This window comes from Oceanobacillus luteolus, assembly GCF_023715655.1.
GTDB classification, from domain to species: Bacteria; Bacillota; Bacilli; order Bacillales; family Amphibacillaceae; genus Oceanobacillus; species Oceanobacillus luteolus.
The window spans coordinates 26,120-43,169 of record NZ_JAMBON010000014.1 but is presented as its reverse complement, the minus strand read 5'-3'; the positions used below and the strand labels follow the sequence as shown (position 1 = coordinate 43,169).

The window sequence follows — 17,050 nt, the reverse complement described above, 5'->3', positions numbered from 1 at the left end:
ATCCTCACCCCTTCACCTGAAACAAGCCTTGTGGTCGGAAAATGAGTACAATGGTCATCAAAAGCATGTTCACTGCCAATGATAGAGCCGGCACATAGTAAGCCATAAAGGCTTGTGCTAATCCAACCAGAATAGCTGCAAATAATGATCCAGGAAAACTACCCATTCCACCGATAACAACAACGATAAATGCCAAGATAGAGAATTCAAGTCCCATCTCTGCATATATGACACCAGAATATACCGCATGCAGGATTCCACTTAATGCGGCCAACCCAGCACCTGTCATGAACACAAGCATAAAAACAAGTTTGATATTGATTCCAAGCGCCTGCACCATTTCCTTATCCATTACCCCAGCTCGAACGATCAAGCCGATTCGTGACTTTTTCAAGATTAAACTGGCAATGACAAAGACGAGGATACCAACCGCAATAATAAACAAACGATATTTGATAAGTACGATGTCTCCAACCATGAAGCTTCCCGCAAGAAAATCAGGTGGGAAAACCGCTTTTTGGTCAGGACCGAATGCTACTTTAATCAATTCTTGCAAAACGAGCATAAATCCTAACGTAATTAAAATTTGCTGCATATGGTTTCCATATACTGGACGTATGACGAGACGCTCTGTAACCAGACCAAGTAGTAGACCAATTAGAATTGCAGCGACAATTCCCAGTGTAAAGCTATTTGTCATCTGAAAGACCCAAACACCGGTATACGCTCCCCAAATGAATAACCCACCATGTGCAAAGTTCAACACACTCATTAATCCAAATATCAGTGTCAGACCGGCAGCAAGGAGGAAGATTAACATGCCCGTCGCAAGCCCGTTAATGACTAAGCTTATGAATAACTCCATTTTCACTCCCCCTATGAAATCCCAAGGTATTTTTTCATCGATTGCTTATCTTCCTTCAGTTCATCCATTGCACCGCTATGGACTGTAACTCCATCATCAATAATGTAGAAGCGGGTGCCGATTTGACTAGCCATCATAAAATTCTGCTCCACCAATACGATGGTCGTCTGTTCCTTCATTTGCTGGATGGATTCTGTCACTTTGTCCACCATAATTGGAGCGAGTCCTTTACTTGGTTCGTCGATAAGCAAGAGATCATTTTCATTTACATAGGCTCTGGCGATTGAGAGCATTTGCTTTTGCCCACCACTTAACTGTCCGCCTTCCTTCTTCCAGAACTTCTTTAAATCTGGAAAAAGCTCCAATATCCACTCGAGTCTCTCCGTCGTTTTTTCATCTTCCTTCTTCATCGCGACCCGTAGATTTTCACCAACCGTCAAGCCACCGAAGATCCCTTGGTCCTCGGGGACATAGCCGATTCCACTATTCGCAATATCAAAAGTAGTGCGTCCTACAATGGATTCACCTTTAAAGGAAATGCTTCCCTTGGACACCCGGTTCAGTCCCATGATTGTTCGAAGCGTCGTCGTTTTTCCGGCTCCATTTCTGCCTAATAGGACCGTCACTTCACCCTTAGGCACTTCAAAAGAGATGTCGTGTAAAATATGATAATGTTGGACAAATGCCTCCACTTTTTTTAATTCGAGCAGATTTTCCATTACACGCCACCTCCTAAATACGCCGCCTGCACCGTTTCATTTTCAACAATTTCTGCAGGTGTGCCCTTAGCAATCAACTCTCCGTGATAAAGCACCAACACTTCATCAGACAACCCCATAATCATATCCATTTTATGCTCTATCAGTACGATGGTACGATTGCCTTCATCTTTGATATTCCTGATCACATCCATAATTGCGGGAACTTCCTCGACAGACATTCCGGCTGTCGGCTCATCCAATAGTAAAATTTCAGTTTCCAAAGCGAGAAGCATCGCAATTTCCAATTTCCGCTTTTCTCCATGGGCGAGGCTTGCTGCAATTGCATTCGCTTTTTCCTTTAAGAAAACGATATCCAATAACTCTAAGGAACGCTTCTCAAAACCCGGGTAATGCTTAAAATGAGAGAAAATATTATATCTAACCTTATTTTTTGACTGCACTGCTAAACGAACATTTTCTAAAACTGTTAAATTCGGGAAAACATTTGTAATTTGAAAGGACCTACCAATTCCCATGCGGGCTCGTTTTGTAGTTGATACTTTAGTGATGTCTTCGCCTTTAAAATATATTGACCCGTTGGTAGGAGAGAGCTGACCGCTCAGTAGGTTGAAAAAAGTGGTTTTTCCTGCTCCGTTTGGTCCAATGATCGAGGTGAACTTCTTCTCGGGTATCTCCACAGTTACACCGTTAACAGCCACATGCCCACCAAAAGCAATCGATAAGTCCTTTGTCTCTAGTATTGCTGTCAAGCCACTTCCTCCTTCACGTTAAAATGGAGGACAAATCCTTTCTATAGGAAGAAAGGATTTGTCTTAAATTTTTTATTGATTCATAATCGGTGGTGCCGTTTGTTCTGGTGTCAGGACTTCCTTCAGAACCGGAACAGGATAGTCGAATTCATCACTTTCTTCCAATGTGACGGAATACATTTCCTGTAACGCCTGATGGTCTTCCGGTCTGAACGTCATTGTCCCTTTCGGTGTCTCAAAACTCATGCCTTCCATGGTTTCAATTAACTTGGCACCATCGGTATCTCCATCCGTTTGTTTAAGCGCCTCAATAATCGCAAGTGCGGAACTCATTCCCCCTGCTGTAAACAGATCTGGTGGAGAGTCATGCTCTTCCATATGTTTTTCTACGAGCCAATCATTCACTTCGTTGTCTGGAAGGTCATGATAATACAGTGTAAACCCTTCCATTCCAACTAACGGTGTCATTGATGGCAACGTAGCAATATCTGCCACACCTGTTGTCACTTTAATTCCTTGCTCGTCCAGACGCATATCCGCAATTTGGTTCCATGGCGTATTCGCTCCTGCCCAAACAACGAATAAATAATCTGGTTTTGCTTCAATAATCTTCTGGATGTTCGCTGTGAAGTCTGTAGCTGCCTGGTCTGCATATTCTTCCAGTACAAGCTCTGCCCCTAGCTCTTCCGCAGCTTCAATGAATGCTTTTGCACCGTCATGCCCAAATGAATAATCTGGTGCAAGGGTAGCAATTTTAACTCCTTCTCCTGCAACTGCAACAGCTGCAGCCTTAGCATCCTGAGAAGAGTTTCTAGCAGTTCGGAATACGTAGTCATTGTATTCCGCTCCAGTAATACTATCTGCCGCCGCAGGTTCAACTACCATAATCGTTTCATACTCCTCTGCTAACGGAGTGACTGCCAGTGTATCCCCTGAACTGGAAGATCCGACAAGGAAATCCACTTCATCTTCTTCCAACAACTTCAATGCTTTTTGTCTTGCAACCGTTGGATCGGTTTCTGTATCTTCAAAAATATACTCGATTTTTTTGCCTGCTACTTCATTGGTACCGTCTGTCCCATATTCAATACCTAATTCGAAGCCTCGTTGGGTTTGCAGACCGTATGTCTCTAATGCTCCCGTTCCGGAAATAAGTACCCCAACTTTTACAACATCTTGATCGCCTGATGCAGCTTCCCCATCATCGCCGCATGCCGCAAGAATACCGATTATAAAGACAATCAATAGTAAACCCCAAATACGTTTAACTTTCATGATACGTTTGCCCCCTTTTAGAAATTCATTACTACTTGAAGTCATCATAGTCACTTTAAGTTACAAGGAAGTTACATCGCAGATTCCAACCACCGAATGGCAGTGGCAGCCCATGTATAACCTGTGCCTGCAGAAACGATGACGGCAAGGTCTCCCTGATTCAGCATCCCCGCTTTTTCTGCCAAATGAATCCCAAAACAAGGGTCCAGTGCAGACATATGTCCATGATGCGTTAAATAAACGGCTTGTTCCTCTTGTAAACCTACTGATTTCAGCAAATCCCGAAACATCGACTTTTTAGTGTGTAATGGTAGAAGTACTTTTAAATCTTTTATATTTGCACCACTCTTTTCTACTGCCTCATGAATGACACGGGTGAAATTTGGAATGGATACTGGGTCCAATCTTTCTTTCATTCCTTGTGGATCAGGCACATCTAAATAATGCGATTTTTCTTGGACCACTTCTTCACTGACAGGATGGACAGAACCTCCTCCAGGAACAAGGACATCCGCATGAAAGGAGCCATCCGTAATAATAGATGACGCTAGAATTTCACTTTTCGTCGCATTCCTGGACACTAAAGCAGCCGCTCCTCCATCCGCAAAATTGAACATAAAGCGGGAGCGCGGATTCTCGTAGTTGATAGCCTGTGATTCCTTCGAGCCACCAACCAGTAAAATATGGTTAATACTTTTATCAGAATAAATCATGTCCTTGGCAACCTTGACAGCGATTGGAAAGCAAGAGCTCACATTCATCATCTCAAACGAGTATGCATTTTTTGTACCAAGTTCATATTGTGCTTTGGAGGAAGCAGTCCAGATTGGATAATCTTTATACGGACTGCCAAAATAGATGACAACATCAATCTCAAGGGGATCGACGGATTTCAGAATCTCTTTTCCCGCTGCGACCGCCAAATCGGAAGCATGTTCATGCTCTGGAGCAACCCTCTTTTCATAGAGTCCGAACTTTTCAATAATCACCTCTTCCGGAATCCCTGTTTTAATTGCCAATTCTCCCGCTGTCGCTTTTAGAGCAGGTTCATAAATACTCGTAGCTTGAATACCGATCATCTTTGCTCCTCCTTTTTTGGAAGTTTCATCAATCCCTCGCCCTGTAAAACAATATCTCCGTGTTGATTCTCACAAGTCGTTGCCAATGTCAGCAGCCGTTTGGAATTCTCCAAGTCTATTACCTCAGCTTTGGCTGTAATCGTATCTCCGATATATACCGGCTTCTCAAAATGCAATGTTTGCGAAACATAGACAGAACCTGGGCCAGGCAAATGCATTCCCAACAACCGGGATAGGAAACTCGCAGTCAATAATCCATGACTGATCCGTTCTTTAAAAAATGTCTTCTTAGCATACACTTTGTCGACATGAATCGGGTTATAGTCACCGCTCAAACCGGCATACATCATGAAGTCTGTTTCGGTAATCGTTCTGGAAAAGGATGCAGTCTGTCCAATCTCAAAATCCATGATTGACACCTCACTTTCTATTATTAATATTCTGAATTAGGGAACCGTACTGATTAACTCTTTCAGCTTCACTTTATCAATCTTTCCAGTCGCATTTTTCGGCAATTCATCTAACACATAAATGCGTTTCGGAACTTTATAGTTTGCTAGCTTCGTCTTGCAAAACGAAATGAGTTCTTCATCGCTTATTGTTTTTCCATCACTTAGGGAAATGAATGCAATTGGTATCTCTCCCCATTTTTCATTTTCTATCCCTATAACAGCTGCTTCACTGACAGCCTCGTGTGTATAGATGATTTGCTCCACTTCGAGCGGATAAATATTTTCCCCGCCGGAAATAATCATGTCTTTCTTTCGTCCCGCTACATAAATGAATCCTTCTTCATCTTGGCGCATCAGATCACCAGTATAGAACCAACCATCACGAATCGCTTCTTTCGTTTGTTCTGGAAGTCCCCAATATTCTTTCAGGATGTTCGGACCTTTGAGGATGAGTTCTCCAACCTCCCCCTGCTTTACAGGCTTACCTGCTTCATCCACAAGTGCTATGTCACAAAACATCACTGGTTTTCCAATCGAACCGACTTTTCGCCTATAATCTTCTTCAGATAACATGAAAATCGTCGGTGAAGTTTCCGTCATTCCCATTCCCTGACCAAACGGCAAGCCACGCTCAAGGAAGCTATGGATAAGTTCCTTAGGACAAGGTGCACCCCCGCTATAGAACCAGCGGACAGAAGAAAAATCTGCAGTTGCAAATAACGGATGTTTACGGATTGTATCGTGAATGGTCGGGACACCCATAACTATGGTTATTCCGTACATTTCAATTGCCCGGATCACTTCTTCCGGATGAAATTTATTCGGTACGACGATCGTCCCACCGGCAAGCAAAGTAGGGAAAGCGAATAAGCCAATCCCGCCGATATGGAAGAGCGGCAATAGAACATGCGTGATATCCTTTGATGTAATATCTAGGGCATATTGATTATTCAATGCGTTCCAAAACATATTCGCTTGAGTTAATACCGCTCCTTTAGGTCTCCCCGTCGTGCCAGACGTGTAACAAATAATAAACGGATCATCATTAAAGTCGATAGAAACGTTTGGAATGGTGTTCTTTTGTTTGGGAAATTCTTCATCAAATGAGTAAGCGTTTTCAAATCGGTAAAAAGTTTTTATGGCCTCTAATAACTCTTCTGTGCTGTTTTCATAGAGAATCATCTTTGTTCCACTATCATTTACTTGAAAGGCTAATTCTGCGGCACGCAAGCGGATGTTTAAAGGGACGGCAATTAAACCCAGTTGAGCAATTGCAAAGTAGGCAATCATATACTCCTCACGGTTATAAGATAAGATGGCCACACGCTCCCCTTTTTCCAGCTTGTATTCATGATGCAGCACACTTGCCATCTGCGTGACTTTTTCTGAAAGCTCCTTGTACGTATAACGATTCTGTTCACTTATGAGTGCAGTACGGTTCGGAGTAATCTCCGCTCGTTTATGAATCCAATAAGCAATCGATTCCATGTTCACTACCCCCTGCCATTTATTCCATGAAAGATAACTTCCATGACTTCATCGAACACATCATCCGGGACAAGCTCATTCTCCCAAAGGACCCAGCGCATTCCAATAAATTGACCGATGCCCATCATCGAGTAAGCAATTGTTTCAGGTAGGAGGGGTTTACAATCCCCACCATCAATCGCTGTTTCAATGGATTTGATGAAGCCATCGGCAAGCTTTTCATAATACCAGCGATATAAAGAAGGATCTACCAATACCAACTGCTGGACAACACTATAGAGGTTTCTATGGTCAAGCACCCATTTAAAAAATGCATGGTAGCCGGCCCGTTGTTTTTCCTCGAATCCCTCCTGCTCCTCCATTGCCTCCTTAATGGCAAAACGAAGATCAGAGCTCAATTGGTAAATCAATTCATCGAAAACAGCTTTTTTCGTTGGAAAGTAATTGTAGAATGTCCCTTGTGCTACTCCAGTTCGGAGCGTAATCTCCGCAACAGATGTTTCATAATAACCTTTCTCCCCAAAAACTTGTTCCGCAGTTGTTAATATCCTTCTTTTCGTCTCGATTCCTTTTTTCGTTAGTCGCGAACTTTTAATTTCTGACATATGACTCACCTCTCAGTTTTAGAATATAATTAATTATTAGAAAATTTGCAAGAGGATTTATAAAAAGTTTTAGGAATATATCATACATTTAATTGAGAATTGTTATCATTTATAGTATGTTAATAATAACAAAAGCTTTTATTGATGAAGGAGAATACCATCATGCAAATATATTGGACGAAAATAGATAAGATTATCGAAGAGACAGCTGAGGTGAAAACATACTTGCTTGAGTGCCCGGAAGGCTTCACTTGGGAAGAAGGCTCATTTATCCATCTGGCTTTAGAAGGATTTAATGCGGGGGAGAAACCAAATAAATCCCTCGTTCGACATATGTCCATCTGTACGTTGCCTAAAGAAAATTCCATTGGGATCACGACACGCATCAGAGAACAATGTTCCGAGTACAAGGCGATTTTAAGAAATCTAGAAGTCGGCAGTAAGGTTGCCGTCTTTAAAACACGTTGCAATGTACCGTTGAAAAGGGAGAATAAAAATATTTATCTTCTCTCATCAGGTGTAGGTCTGGCAACATTTAGACCGCTAGTCCTTGATTATCTGGAACATCCTGAGAACGTTCCACACATTCATTCTCTGAACATCGATTCGTCTAAGGATTTCCTCTTCCCTGATATTTTCAAAACTGCAGCTGACAAGAATTTCACTTCCGAATTCGTCGATAACCGTAAAGACTATTATGAAAAAGTAGAAGAACTTGCGATGGATAAAGAGGGATTGTTCTACATCGTCGGCAGTGATGAGTTCCTTATGCAAAACATTGAATTATTACGTGAGCACGGCATCCAGCCTCAACAAATCTTGCTGGATAAGAATGAGAAACAATTGCCTAATTTTTTACCAGTGGATTTGTCGGTTTAAAGAAGTAAGAAGTGTTTATCTCTGGATAACACTTCTTTTTTTGTATAAATTAGGGGGTTTTTTGCACATTGTTCATGGCATGCATCTAGTAGGGCCCCTCCGCTCTTGCTTCGGATAGTTTAATTAGCAATTAACTAGGGAATTATCATACATCTAAAGGGGGACTTTACTATGAAAAAGTGGTTCAGCTTTATTTTCATTCTAATTTTCATCTTTCCTGCCAGCATCCATGCTGATCCGAATCCCCCATTGCGGGTCCATTTCATAGATGTTGGTCATGGGGATAGCGTATTAATTGAAACCCCAAAAGGAAAATCTGTTTTAATTGATGGCGGCCAGCAAGATGCTGGAACTAAACTTGTCGACTATTTAAATCAAGCCGATATTGAAGAAATCGATTTAATGGTTGCAACACATCCGCATTTTGACCATATTGGCGGTCTCATAAATGTAATGAAAAATTTTCCGGTCAAACAGCTCATCGATAACGGACGAGTTGATTTAACAAAGACTTATCTAATCTATCAATGGCATATTCTTAGAGAAGGCATTCCTATCACAACAGCGGATGAAAAGGAGAGGATCCCATTAGATGACTCTTTGGATATTCAAGTATTAAATTCCGGCGGGGATATATTCAGCAACAATGAGTCCTCAATCGTATTAAAAGTATCTTATAACGATATCGATTTTCTATTTATGAGTGATGTTGAAGCAGAACAGGAAGAAGAAATCAAAGAAAAATACAATCTAGATGTAGAAGTCTTAAAAGCAGCCCACCACGGTTTCAATGCAAACACGATGGCCTTCTTAAAAGAAGTAGATCCGGAGACCGCAGTCTTGACATACAGCCAATCGAACGGATATGGCCATCCGACCGATCGCGTAATTAAGAACCTTAGGAAGCTCAAAACACAGATTTATTCCACTGCAAAATCAGGAAATATTTTAATTGAAACCGACGGAAAAGACTATGTTATTGTACCTCAGTTTGAGCCGAGGATGGAAGAAAACGAGGAAGATAAACAGTAAACAACTAGTCCTAAAATAAATTGATACTGAAGATGTATACTGTATTCCCGTAAAATCGGGGAGGGTTTTCGGTAGAGCAAATAGGAGATAGTCTCACGTGCCCTCTAGGGAGATTTTTCAATGATAGAGGGAACATAAGATGAACTTCCAACTTCATCGGCAAGTGCTTGGCAACAGAATAAAAAAAGGAGATCCAAATCGGACTCCTTTTTCGTAAATCACGTTAAATGTCAAATGCATCAACGTTTCTTTTCATAAAACTCAAGGTGCAGCTTATGAACTTGTTCCACTAATTCAGGTACCGGTCCATCCACTGTAACATCGCGGATCACGTCCTGGATCGGTAAATTCCTGACACGTGATGGCGGGACTCCAATTTCACTCAGCCATTGAACTAACTGTTCAGACGAGCTTGCATAAACAATCCGACCTAAGCCAACCCAGCCGTGGGCTGCTGCGCACATCGGACAATGTTCACCAGAGGTATACACGACTGCCTTGCTTCTTTCTTCAGGCGTCATATTATTAGCTGCCCATCTTGCCAAAGCAAATTCAGGATGTTGTGTGTGATCACCACCTGCAACATGATTATGATCTTCCATGAGAACTTCGCCGTCTGCTGACACTAGTACAGAACCAAACGGCTCGTCACCTTTCCTTAATGCAGTTTCAGCCAGTTCCACACAACGCCGTAAATACTTCAAATCCGACTCACTAATCATCCATGCATCCTCCCACCATATTAATCTAACTTGCTCTACTAAAAGTCAATCAAATTCTTGGGTGTTTAGCAAGCTAAGAACTCGAAGGAATGAAATCTAATTCTATTCGTGCTCTTAGAAGCGAGTTAAGAACACGAACGACGGAATGCTAATCCCATTCATGCGCTTAGAAATGAGTTAAGTACATGAAGGGCAAAACTTAGGGTCACGTTCATGTACTTAATACCACTTAAGGACTGGATTACCAAGGATTTTTTCTATCCCAGTCATTATTAATACCTGTTTCTAGTAAACATCCAGCTCTTCAGCATCCAACACCAATTTATACATTTCCCTCGTCTGCTCCATCGGCTCTACCCCCAACTCGTCCTCAAGCACTTCGCAACATTTCTCATACCAACGGATTGCTTGTGGGCGGTTGTTGTTTTGATAATAACAATACATGAGCAGTCGATACGCCTCCTCCCAAGTCGGATCTACCGCAAGAATCCGTTCACACCACTCTAGGGCGAGATTGAATTCCAGCAGCCGAATCGCGTGCTGGGCAAGTAGTTCAGCACCTCGTAGAAAGAGCTGACGTAGCCGTTCCCGTTCTGAGTTTGTCCATGATTTAAAACGGAGATCGTTTAAATAATCTCCTTTATAAAGATTAAGCCCTTCTTCCAGAATTTCGGCAGCATGTCTCGGATTGGTTTCTTCCAACCCTTTGCTGATGAGATTTTCAAATATCATACTATCCATTTCATAGGCAGCATTAGGGTTTAATCCGTACGCACTACCTTCACGTAAAACGAAGAAAGATTCCTCCCGTGCTTTTCTATGAGGTTCCAGTACTTTAAGCAAAGCGTTCAATGTCACCTTGAAGTTTTTATTCGCCGTTTCCTCCTCCTGATCCGGCCATAAATACTGGAAGATTTCCTCTTTCTGTAATTTCATATGACGATGGGTAATCAATAACTCAAATAATTCCTTCGCCTTTCCACGTTGCCAATCTTGAAGAGCTATTTCCTTTGTGCCTAAAGTCAATCTCAAGTTGCCGAGCGTATGAATAACTAATGTATAACCCGGATGATTCTTAATCGCATGATCAACTCCAAGCTCGGTGAGCATCCGTGAAACGAAAGCAGTTTCCACCTTCAACTTTCGCGCCTCAAGAAGCATTGGAGCGATATTTTGCATATCAAGCGGGCCGAAACTAGTCCGTTTCTTCAGGAAGAATTCATAGCCTTCCAATTGGACGGCTTGGAGAAATTCCGTCATTTCCATTTTGAATGTATCTGTATCTTGCTGTTCAAAAGCGATATAAGCGGACCAAAAATGCGTCAACATGAGTGCATAGCGATCACCACAAGCACGCATATCATTTCTTACTTGCTCCAGAATTTCCGATGCCCTTTCATAGTTACTTTGATAAATTTCTGTAATGACCATTCCGAGTTTGATAAGCGCACCAAGCCAGCGATCTTTTACTTTTTCTGTTTCGATTAGCCCACGTTCTGCATGATCGATGGCAAGATGATAGTTTTTCGCATGTCCGTATAAAATGGATAGACCCATATACGGTTCTGCTTTTCCACGGGATACATTAATTTTCTCCATCACATTCAAAGCCGTTTCATAACATTGGATAGCGAGCTTCTGGTCGTATTGATTCGTCAGCTGAGCGGAATGGCCCAGACGCATCCAACCACATGCCTCAACGAAAGGAGATTGGGTTTTCAAACCTAGTTGGATACTTTCTGTCGCTAGTCGTTTACTTTCCTCTGCGTCTCCCATAAAGGCTGCAATCAACGATAAAATTACATCCGTCTCCCGATGGGATTGGGGTAAGTGTTTCTGTGTGCGGCTTTTCGTTTTCTTTTCGATTAAAACTTCTTTCGCCTTCTGTAACCGGCCGGTCCTTAAATAGATACGGGCCTGCAGGTTGCTCTCCTCCAACGGTAGGTTCAGCCGTTTCGCCCGGTCATACCAAGCTTCTGCTTTTACAGCTTGTCCTGCATTCAACAAGTTTTCAGCCATCAGGATATAAATTTTAGCCATTTCCTTCTTTGTGGCATTTGCCTGTTCCCGAAGGATAAGCGCTTGATTAACAAACCGTTCTGCACGATCCGGTTGAATCGTATCGAGATAAATTTGTGCCTTGCCTTCAAGTGCAAGACTCATTAAATAGGTATCTTCATTTCCCTCTTCCAAGGCTGCAATCATCGCATCATAGCTTTGTTCAGCCTCTTCATATAATGAACGATATCGCTCAATTTCACCTTGGTAAAAGTAGAGTCGCGGATATTTCACTTTATAGACATCATGCAATCCGTTCAATAAATCATATAAAGCTTGTAATCGACCAGCCTGAAGCATGGAACTTCCCTTCTTATTAAGAATAGCTGCAATAGCCTGCTCTTCATTGATTTCCTGGTAATGGTATAATGCAGATTCGCTATCCCCTTTCCGCTCAAAGTAATTAGCGGCTCGCTTATGGAGCGCTTTCCATTCGACTTCGTATTTTTCTTTCATCGCATTTTCTAAAAATGCTTGAAACAGAGCGTGATAACGATAGGTTCCATCTCCTTCCTCAATAAACAGATTCTGTTCCAGCAGGTTGGTCAGAATTTCCTCAGATCCTTGGATATCTAATACATAATCACAAGTTTCCGGAGTGAGCACATGTAAAATGCTGGATTGCATAAGAAATTGTTGGGTGATTAGTGATTGTTTCGAAAGTACTTCCGTCGCTAAATAGGAAAACAAATCCCTGAGCGACTTTTTCTGATTGCTAAGCAAAGTCGTAATCGACGTATTCTCGACGAGCTGTTGGGCCAACATATTAAAAGCGATTGCCCAACCTTCCGTAAGACGATAAATATTAGCTACTTCCTTGTCGGATAAACTCATTTCATAAATTTCTTCCAATATATAAGACATCTCTGCTGGCGAAAGGACTAAGTCATACTGCGTAATCTCAAGTAAATCACCTTGCCCCATCAACTTCGGCAGTATTTTCCAGCGTGGTTTTCTTCTGCTTGCCACGATAAGATGGAAATTCGGCGGCATATATTCAAGGACATACAGCAACCAATTTTCAATGTCAGTCACCTGCATCACATGATGAAAGTCGTCCAAAATTAAAATAATTTTCTCTTGCCGTTCAGCTATCTCATTAATAAATAACGTCGCTATGGAATAAATTTCTTCAGTTGTCATATAGTTATCAAGATGTTGGATTTCCTTTTGGAGGGTTTCGCCAAATTCAGGATGGCAATGGCGAATGGCATAAATGGTTTTTACGATAAAGGGTAACAGATCGTCGTCATGTTGGGAAATGGAATACCAGGAAACTGCTTTTTGCTTCTCAGCAAACAAAGTGAGTGCCGTACTTTTACCATAACCAGCACCGGCATATACAAGAGTGAGTGGATTGTTCGGGATATCCCTGAACTTTTTATTCAATTGACTACGTTCAATAAACCGATTACTTGTTGGCGGTGCCGAAATCTGCCCTTTCACTATCGGTATATTTCTCATTTCCCAATCCCCCTTTCTGGACAATTTAGTATTTTCTTTCATTTTACCATAGCTTGACTAACCAGTGAAATCAATTTTACAAAGTATGGATAGTTGTTCAGTCTAGCTTATTCATTATATTCGTGTTACGTTGAGAATATTATTTTATCAAATGTGATCATTCCCTTTCATATAGAGGAATGAAGTAAAATTATGATGTTAGCTCGTTTTACGTAATAATTGAAATAAAGATAGAGGGTATTATAGATGGATAAAGAATGGAGTAAGAAAAGAGAAGAAAGCTATCAGGTGCAGGAAAAGAGAGCGATGGAATATTTTTCTGAGCTTTCTCATGGGGTTGCGGCAAAAACGTATGCCTCCACCTTGCTGGAAGACTTGAAAATCTGGGAAAAACAGCATGTCGGAAAGCACTCTGCTGTGGACTTCCTAATGAAACGCAAAAACAAACCTAGTCGAAAAAACTATCATCGCTACATCAAATGGTTGGATGGCACAAAGCAATTAGAAAGATTTCTTGATCGCAGTGTCGCCTACATTTTTATACGTGATTTAGGAAAGTCCTTAACCGAAGCAGATTCAGGAGAAAAGCTTGAACGCACAAAAGCATTCTTTAAAAACATACTAATCAGTGATAAGAATGAATTATTCCGGATGGAAAGTCTATTCAGACTGGCCCAAAAGGAAGGAATTGAAAGCTCGTTTATATGGTTAATTGAAAAAGTCAAGAACATCCAACAGGTCATCCCTGACGGATTGGATGCATCAGAAGCTCGTAGGAAATTACTGAAATTGATTGCTGGGGTACTCATGCATCAATTGGATCATCTACCGAAAGATGTGACTCCTGATGAGCGAAGAGAGGCATTGGATGAGTCCATCCGATTAGGATATGCGTACGGCCTTACCTACCCATTCATCGATGACTTACTAGATTCTGATCTATTGACTGCAGTTGAGAAAAAGCAGTATTCTGCTTTTATCCGTTCAACCCTTGTTACAGGTGAAGTACCAGACATGACGCAGTGGACTGGATCTCACCCCGATTTCATCGGTTTTATCCACACCGAACTGAAGGCAGGATTTGAATATATAAAGGAGAAGCAGCCAGAAGCTTTACGCAATCGCTTTTTCGAGGAAGCATATGTATTTTTTGAAGCACAGGAAAGAGACCGTTTAAAAACATTGGACAATCCACATTATCGTAATGAAGAAATTTTCGTTCCAATTATATTAAAATCAGCCTTTTCCCGATTGATCGTCCGTTCCATCATTGGCGCTCCGGTAGATGACGGTTTCCATGATCGGACATTTTATTATGGAATTTATAATCAGTTGGCAGATGACTTTACGGATATGTTTATGGATTTAGAAGCGGGGGCTGTCACTCCATACACGTATTATTTAACGTATCATGAAAAACGCAAGGATTTACTGAATCCGTTTGAACTGTATTGGACGGTAGTTACTTATTTACTTCATCATGTGTATGATTCTGATGACGTCGTACGGGAAGTCATGGTGAGCCGGGCAATCAATAGTCAGCAGCGTTTTAAAAAGCGGATCGGAGACAGCTCATATGAAGATTTGATGGCGGTCATAAAGCCTGGGGAAGAAGACTTTTGGAATCATCTTCAAAGGCTAATCCAAAAGGCAGAAGATGTAGATTTCCTTGATAAGCTGATCCGCGACCATATGATTGCAAATTATGGACAGGAAGAAGAGGAAAGAGATGAATTTTTGGCGAAGATTGAGGAACTTCGAATAGCCATCAATGAATTCATATCTGTTGAAGATATTCCTAACGCAACAGGGCTGTCAGCAAATTTGGAAGTACCCCTGGCCAAAGCTGCCAATTATTCTTTGGAAAGCGGCGGAAAAAGATTACGACCGATATTAACTTGGTTTATGGGCGTCGAAGAATTTGATCTTAAAGAAGAGGCGTTAGTTCCCGTATTAAAATCATTGGAATACATGCATACCGCATCCTTGATTTTTGATGACCTTCCTGCCCAGGATAATGCAGAATTCAGAAGAGGGCGCCCTACTTTACATGAAGTTTATCATACCGCGATGGCTGAAATTACCGGGCTTTACCTAACTCAAAAGGCTGTTTACGAGCAGACGACATTGGAAGCATTTGATGCGAAGCTTGTACTGAAATTAATTCAATATTCATCAAGCACGATTACAGAGATGTGCAAAGGTCAATTGATGGATCTGGAATCAAAAAATAAGCAGTTGACCCTCGAACATTTAGAGGCGATCTGTTTTTATAAAACTGGTCTAGCCTTTGAGGCATCTCTCGTCATGCCGGCGATTTTGGCTGGCAAGGATGCAGCGGAGATTGCGACCTTGAAGAAATACGCGTATCATGCTGGGATTGCGTTCCAAATTAAAGATGATCTACTCGATGCAGAAAGTGATGAAGCATTGCTTGGGAAGCCTACTGGCCAAGATATTGAAAATGAAACATCAACATTCGTGACAGTTTTAGGATTGGAACAAGCGAAGATTGCGATGTGGGAGCATTACACGCTTGCAGCAGAAACGCTTAAACAAATCAAACAGCGGACGAATTTTCTAAGACATTTCCTTCAATATATTGTAAATCGGGATAGTTAAGGTAAAGGGAATGCGATGCTTGTTTGCCTTTTGAAAAAGTTATAAAGGATAATAGTAAGTAATAGCGAATAGTAAATAAAAGGGTTTTTAAGATTTAATTCATAAATCGCTGTTCTTCAGGTGAAAGCAAGAGTGAACGAAGTAATCAAATTCAGAAATGGAGTTTGTTCAACATGTCAGTAGAGGTATATTTGGTTTTTAATGGAAATTGTCGCGAAGCTGTAGAATTTTATTCAAAAGTCTTCAATTCGGAGATTGAAATGTTGACAACCTTTGGTGATACTCCAGAGCAACCGGGTTTTGAACTTCCCGAAGAGGCGAAAAATCGAATCATGCATGCCCGTTTGAACATCAGCGGAAACAGGGTGATGTTTTCCGATACGTTCCCAGGACAGCCTTTTACCCAAGGTGACAATATTACCTTAGCATTAGTCCATCAAAATATGGACGATCTTCGTAATTGGTATGAACAACTGAAAGATGGCGGAACAGTTGCCGTTGAATTGCAAGAAACATTCTGGAGCAAACTGTACGGTAAAGTTGTAGATAAGTTTGGGATTCATTGGCAATTAAATTACGATGGCGAATAAGTGAATCGACAATACACTACCATTTGTAGTCAACATCATGAAAGAAGGCAGACCATATCTTGGCGCTGCCTTTTTCATTTATTACTATTTAACCTTATCGTTTAGCGACAATCACAATATAGCCTTTATCAAGCTCTTCCTCATAACGGTCAGCTTCTGCTTCAGATAGACCAAGGTTTTCAAATTGGGAACGAAGCTCGTCTCCTCGAGAACGGAAGACATTCGCGATTTTATCAAATACACCTTCTTCTTTCATACCTACTTCGTTCACATGTAAGTTGTCTGATAACTGTTCCGTACGATCTTCTTCATGAGCTACCACATAAATTTCATCTTTTGTATACCCTTGGAGTGTCAGTTGATCAATTTTATCTTTAGCTTTCACACTATTTTCTACTACATATACGTTTTCCATCATTACATCCTCCTCAGAAATTTGTTTCGTGTT

General features: G+C 41.3%; 15 protein-coding genes. 4 read left to right on the top strand and 11 right to left on the bottom strand.

What is annotated here, in order from left to right:
- Window positions 1-4 precede the first annotated feature (4 nt).
- The 8 genes from M3210_RS10315 to M3210_RS10280 all read right to left on the bottom strand — a co-directional run bounded on the left by M3210_RS10315 (window position 5) and on the right by M3210_RS10280 (window position 7,235).
- On the bottom strand, window positions 5-865 hold the full coding sequence (locus M3210_RS10315; RefSeq protein WP_251514060.1) for a branched-chain amino acid ABC transporter permease: 861 nt from the start codon (window positions 863-865) through the stop codon (window positions 5-7).
- Window positions 866-876: 11 nt separating this feature from the next.
- Window positions 877-1,584 (bottom strand): ABC transporter ATP-binding protein, encoded by a 708-nt coding sequence (locus M3210_RS10310; RefSeq protein WP_251514059.1) that lies wholly within the window; start codon window positions 1,582-1,584, stop codon window positions 877-879.
- The gene (locus M3210_RS10305; RefSeq protein ID WP_251514058.1) at window positions 1,584-2,336 is read right to left on the bottom strand and encodes an ABC transporter ATP-binding protein; all 753 of its coding nucleotides are present in this window, start codon (window positions 2,334-2,336) and stop codon (window positions 1,584-1,586) included. Before M3210_RS10305 ends, M3210_RS10310 begins: the two co-directional genes overlap by 1 nt.
- 72 nt (window positions 2,337-2,408) lie before the next feature.
- Entirely contained in the window at window positions 2,409-3,611 is a 1,203-nt protein-coding gene (locus tag M3210_RS10300) for a substrate-binding domain-containing protein (protein ID WP_251514057.1), read from the bottom strand.
- A 71-nt stretch (window positions 3,612-3,682) separates the two neighbouring features.
- A complete protein-coding gene (locus tag M3210_RS10295) occupies window positions 3,683-4,690 on the bottom strand; it encodes a 3-oxoacyl-ACP synthase (protein WP_251514056.1) in 1,008 nt (335 codons plus the stop codon).
- A complete protein-coding gene (locus M3210_RS10290; protein WP_379595765.1) occupies window positions 4,687-5,103 on the bottom strand; it encodes a MaoC family dehydratase in 417 nt (138 codons plus the stop codon). The genes M3210_RS10295 and M3210_RS10290 overlap by 4 nt, the downstream gene beginning before the upstream one ends.
- Window positions 5,104-5,136: 33 nt before the next feature.
- A complete protein-coding gene (gene menE, locus M3210_RS10285; protein WP_251514053.1) occupies window positions 5,137-6,630 on the bottom strand; it encodes an o-succinylbenzoate--CoA ligase in 1,494 nt (497 codons plus the stop codon).
- Between the two features lie 5 nt (window positions 6,631-6,635).
- Window positions 6,636-7,235, bottom strand: coding sequence for a TetR/AcrR family transcriptional regulator (locus tag M3210_RS10280; RefSeq protein ID WP_251514052.1), 600 nt, complete (start codon window positions 7,233-7,235; stop codon window positions 6,636-6,638).
- Window positions 7,236-7,397: 162 nt separating this feature from the next.
- Here M3210_RS10280 and M3210_RS10275 point away from each other — a divergent pair, with 162 nt between their 5' ends.
- Both M3210_RS10275 and M3210_RS10270 read left to right on the top strand, forming a co-directional pair.
- A complete protein-coding gene (locus tag M3210_RS10275) occupies window positions 7,398-8,114 on the top strand; it encodes a ferredoxin reductase domain-containing protein (protein WP_251514050.1) in 717 nt (238 codons plus the stop codon).
- Between the two features lie 171 nt (window positions 8,115-8,285).
- Window positions 8,286-9,146: a ComEC/Rec2 family competence protein gene (locus tag M3210_RS10270; protein WP_251514049.1), complete on the top strand. Its 861-nt coding sequence runs from the start codon at window positions 8,286-8,288 to the stop codon at window positions 9,144-9,146.
- A 239-nt stretch (window positions 9,147-9,385) separates the two neighbouring features.
- Here the strand turns inward: M3210_RS10270 and M3210_RS10265 are convergent, their stop codons facing one another.
- Both M3210_RS10265 and M3210_RS10260 read right to left on the bottom strand, forming a co-directional pair.
- On the bottom strand, window positions 9,386-9,868 hold the full coding sequence (locus M3210_RS10265) for a nucleoside deaminase (protein ID WP_251514047.1): 483 nt from the start codon (window positions 9,866-9,868) through the stop codon (window positions 9,386-9,388).
- A 285-nt stretch (window positions 9,869-10,153) separates the two neighbouring features.
- Window positions 10,154-13,390, bottom strand: a complete 3,237-nt coding sequence (locus M3210_RS10260; protein ID WP_251514046.1) for an AfsR/SARP family transcriptional regulator — start codon at window positions 13,388-13,390, stop codon at window positions 10,154-10,156.
- A gap of 246 nt (window positions 13,391-13,636) precedes the next feature.
- Here M3210_RS10260 and M3210_RS10255 point away from each other — a divergent pair, with 246 nt between their 5' ends.
- Both M3210_RS10255 and M3210_RS10250 read left to right on the top strand, forming a co-directional pair.
- Complete coding sequence (locus tag M3210_RS10255; protein WP_251514045.1) at window positions 13,637-16,012, top strand: polyprenyl synthetase family protein; 2,376 nt, start codon at window positions 13,637-13,639, stop codon at window positions 16,010-16,012.
- Between the two features lie 173 nt (window positions 16,013-16,185).
- Entirely contained in the window at window positions 16,186-16,602 is a 417-nt protein-coding gene (locus M3210_RS10250; RefSeq protein WP_251514044.1) for a VOC family protein, read from the top strand.
- Window positions 16,603-16,696: 94 nt separating this feature from the next.
- Here the strand turns inward: M3210_RS10250 and M3210_RS10245 are convergent, their stop codons facing one another.
- Window positions 16,697-17,017, bottom strand: a complete 321-nt coding sequence (locus M3210_RS10245; protein WP_251514043.1) for a YflT domain-containing protein — start codon at window positions 17,015-17,017, stop codon at window positions 16,697-16,699.
- Between the last annotated feature and the right edge of the window lie 33 nt (window positions 17,018-17,050).

What these genes read in the sequence shown, in the direction of transcription:
- M3210_RS10315 (WP_251514060.1), bottom strand. Translation starts at nt 865, where the DNA reads ATGGAGTTATTCATAAGCTTAGTCATTAACGGGCTTGCGACGGGCATG.
- M3210_RS10310 (WP_251514059.1), bottom strand. Translation starts at nt 1,584, where the DNA reads ATGGAAAATCTGCTCGAATTAAAAAAAGTGGAGGCATTTGTCCAACAT.
- M3210_RS10300 (WP_251514057.1), bottom strand. Translation starts at nt 3,611, where the DNA reads ATGAAAGTTAAACGTATTTGGGGTTTACTATTGATTGTCTTTATAATC.
- M3210_RS10295 (WP_251514056.1), bottom strand. Translation starts at nt 4,690, where the DNA reads ATGATCGGTATTCAAGCTACGAGTATTTATGAACCTGCTCTAAAAGCG.
- menE (WP_251514053.1), bottom strand. Translation starts at nt 6,630, where the DNA reads ATGGAATCGATTGCTTATTGGATTCATAAACGAGCGGAGATTACTCCG.
- M3210_RS10280 (WP_251514052.1), bottom strand. Translation starts at nt 7,235, where the DNA reads ATGTCAGAAATTAAAAGTTCGCGACTAACGAAAAAAGGAATCGAGACG.
- M3210_RS10275 (WP_251514050.1), top strand. Translation starts at nt 7,398, where the DNA reads ATGCAAATATATTGGACGAAAATAGATAAGATTATCGAAGAGACAGCT.
- M3210_RS10270 (WP_251514049.1), top strand. Translation starts at nt 8,286, where the DNA reads ATGAAAAAGTGGTTCAGCTTTATTTTCATTCTAATTTTCATCTTTCCT.
- M3210_RS10265 (WP_251514047.1), bottom strand. Translation starts at nt 9,868, where the DNA reads ATGATTAGTGAGTCGGATTTGAAGTATTTACGGCGTTGTGTGGAACTG.
- M3210_RS10260 (WP_251514046.1), bottom strand. Translation starts at nt 13,390, where the DNA reads ATGAGAAATATACCGATAGTGAAAGGGCAGATTTCGGCACCGCCAACA.
- M3210_RS10255 (WP_251514045.1), top strand. Translation starts at nt 13,637, where the DNA reads ATGGATAAAGAATGGAGTAAGAAAAGAGAAGAAAGCTATCAGGTGCAG.
- M3210_RS10250 (WP_251514044.1), top strand. Translation starts at nt 16,186, where the DNA reads ATGTCAGTAGAGGTATATTTGGTTTTTAATGGAAATTGTCGCGAAGCT.
- M3210_RS10245 (WP_251514043.1), bottom strand. Translation starts at nt 17,017, where the DNA reads ATGGAAAACGTATATGTAGTAGAAAATAGTGTGAAAGCTAAAGATAAA.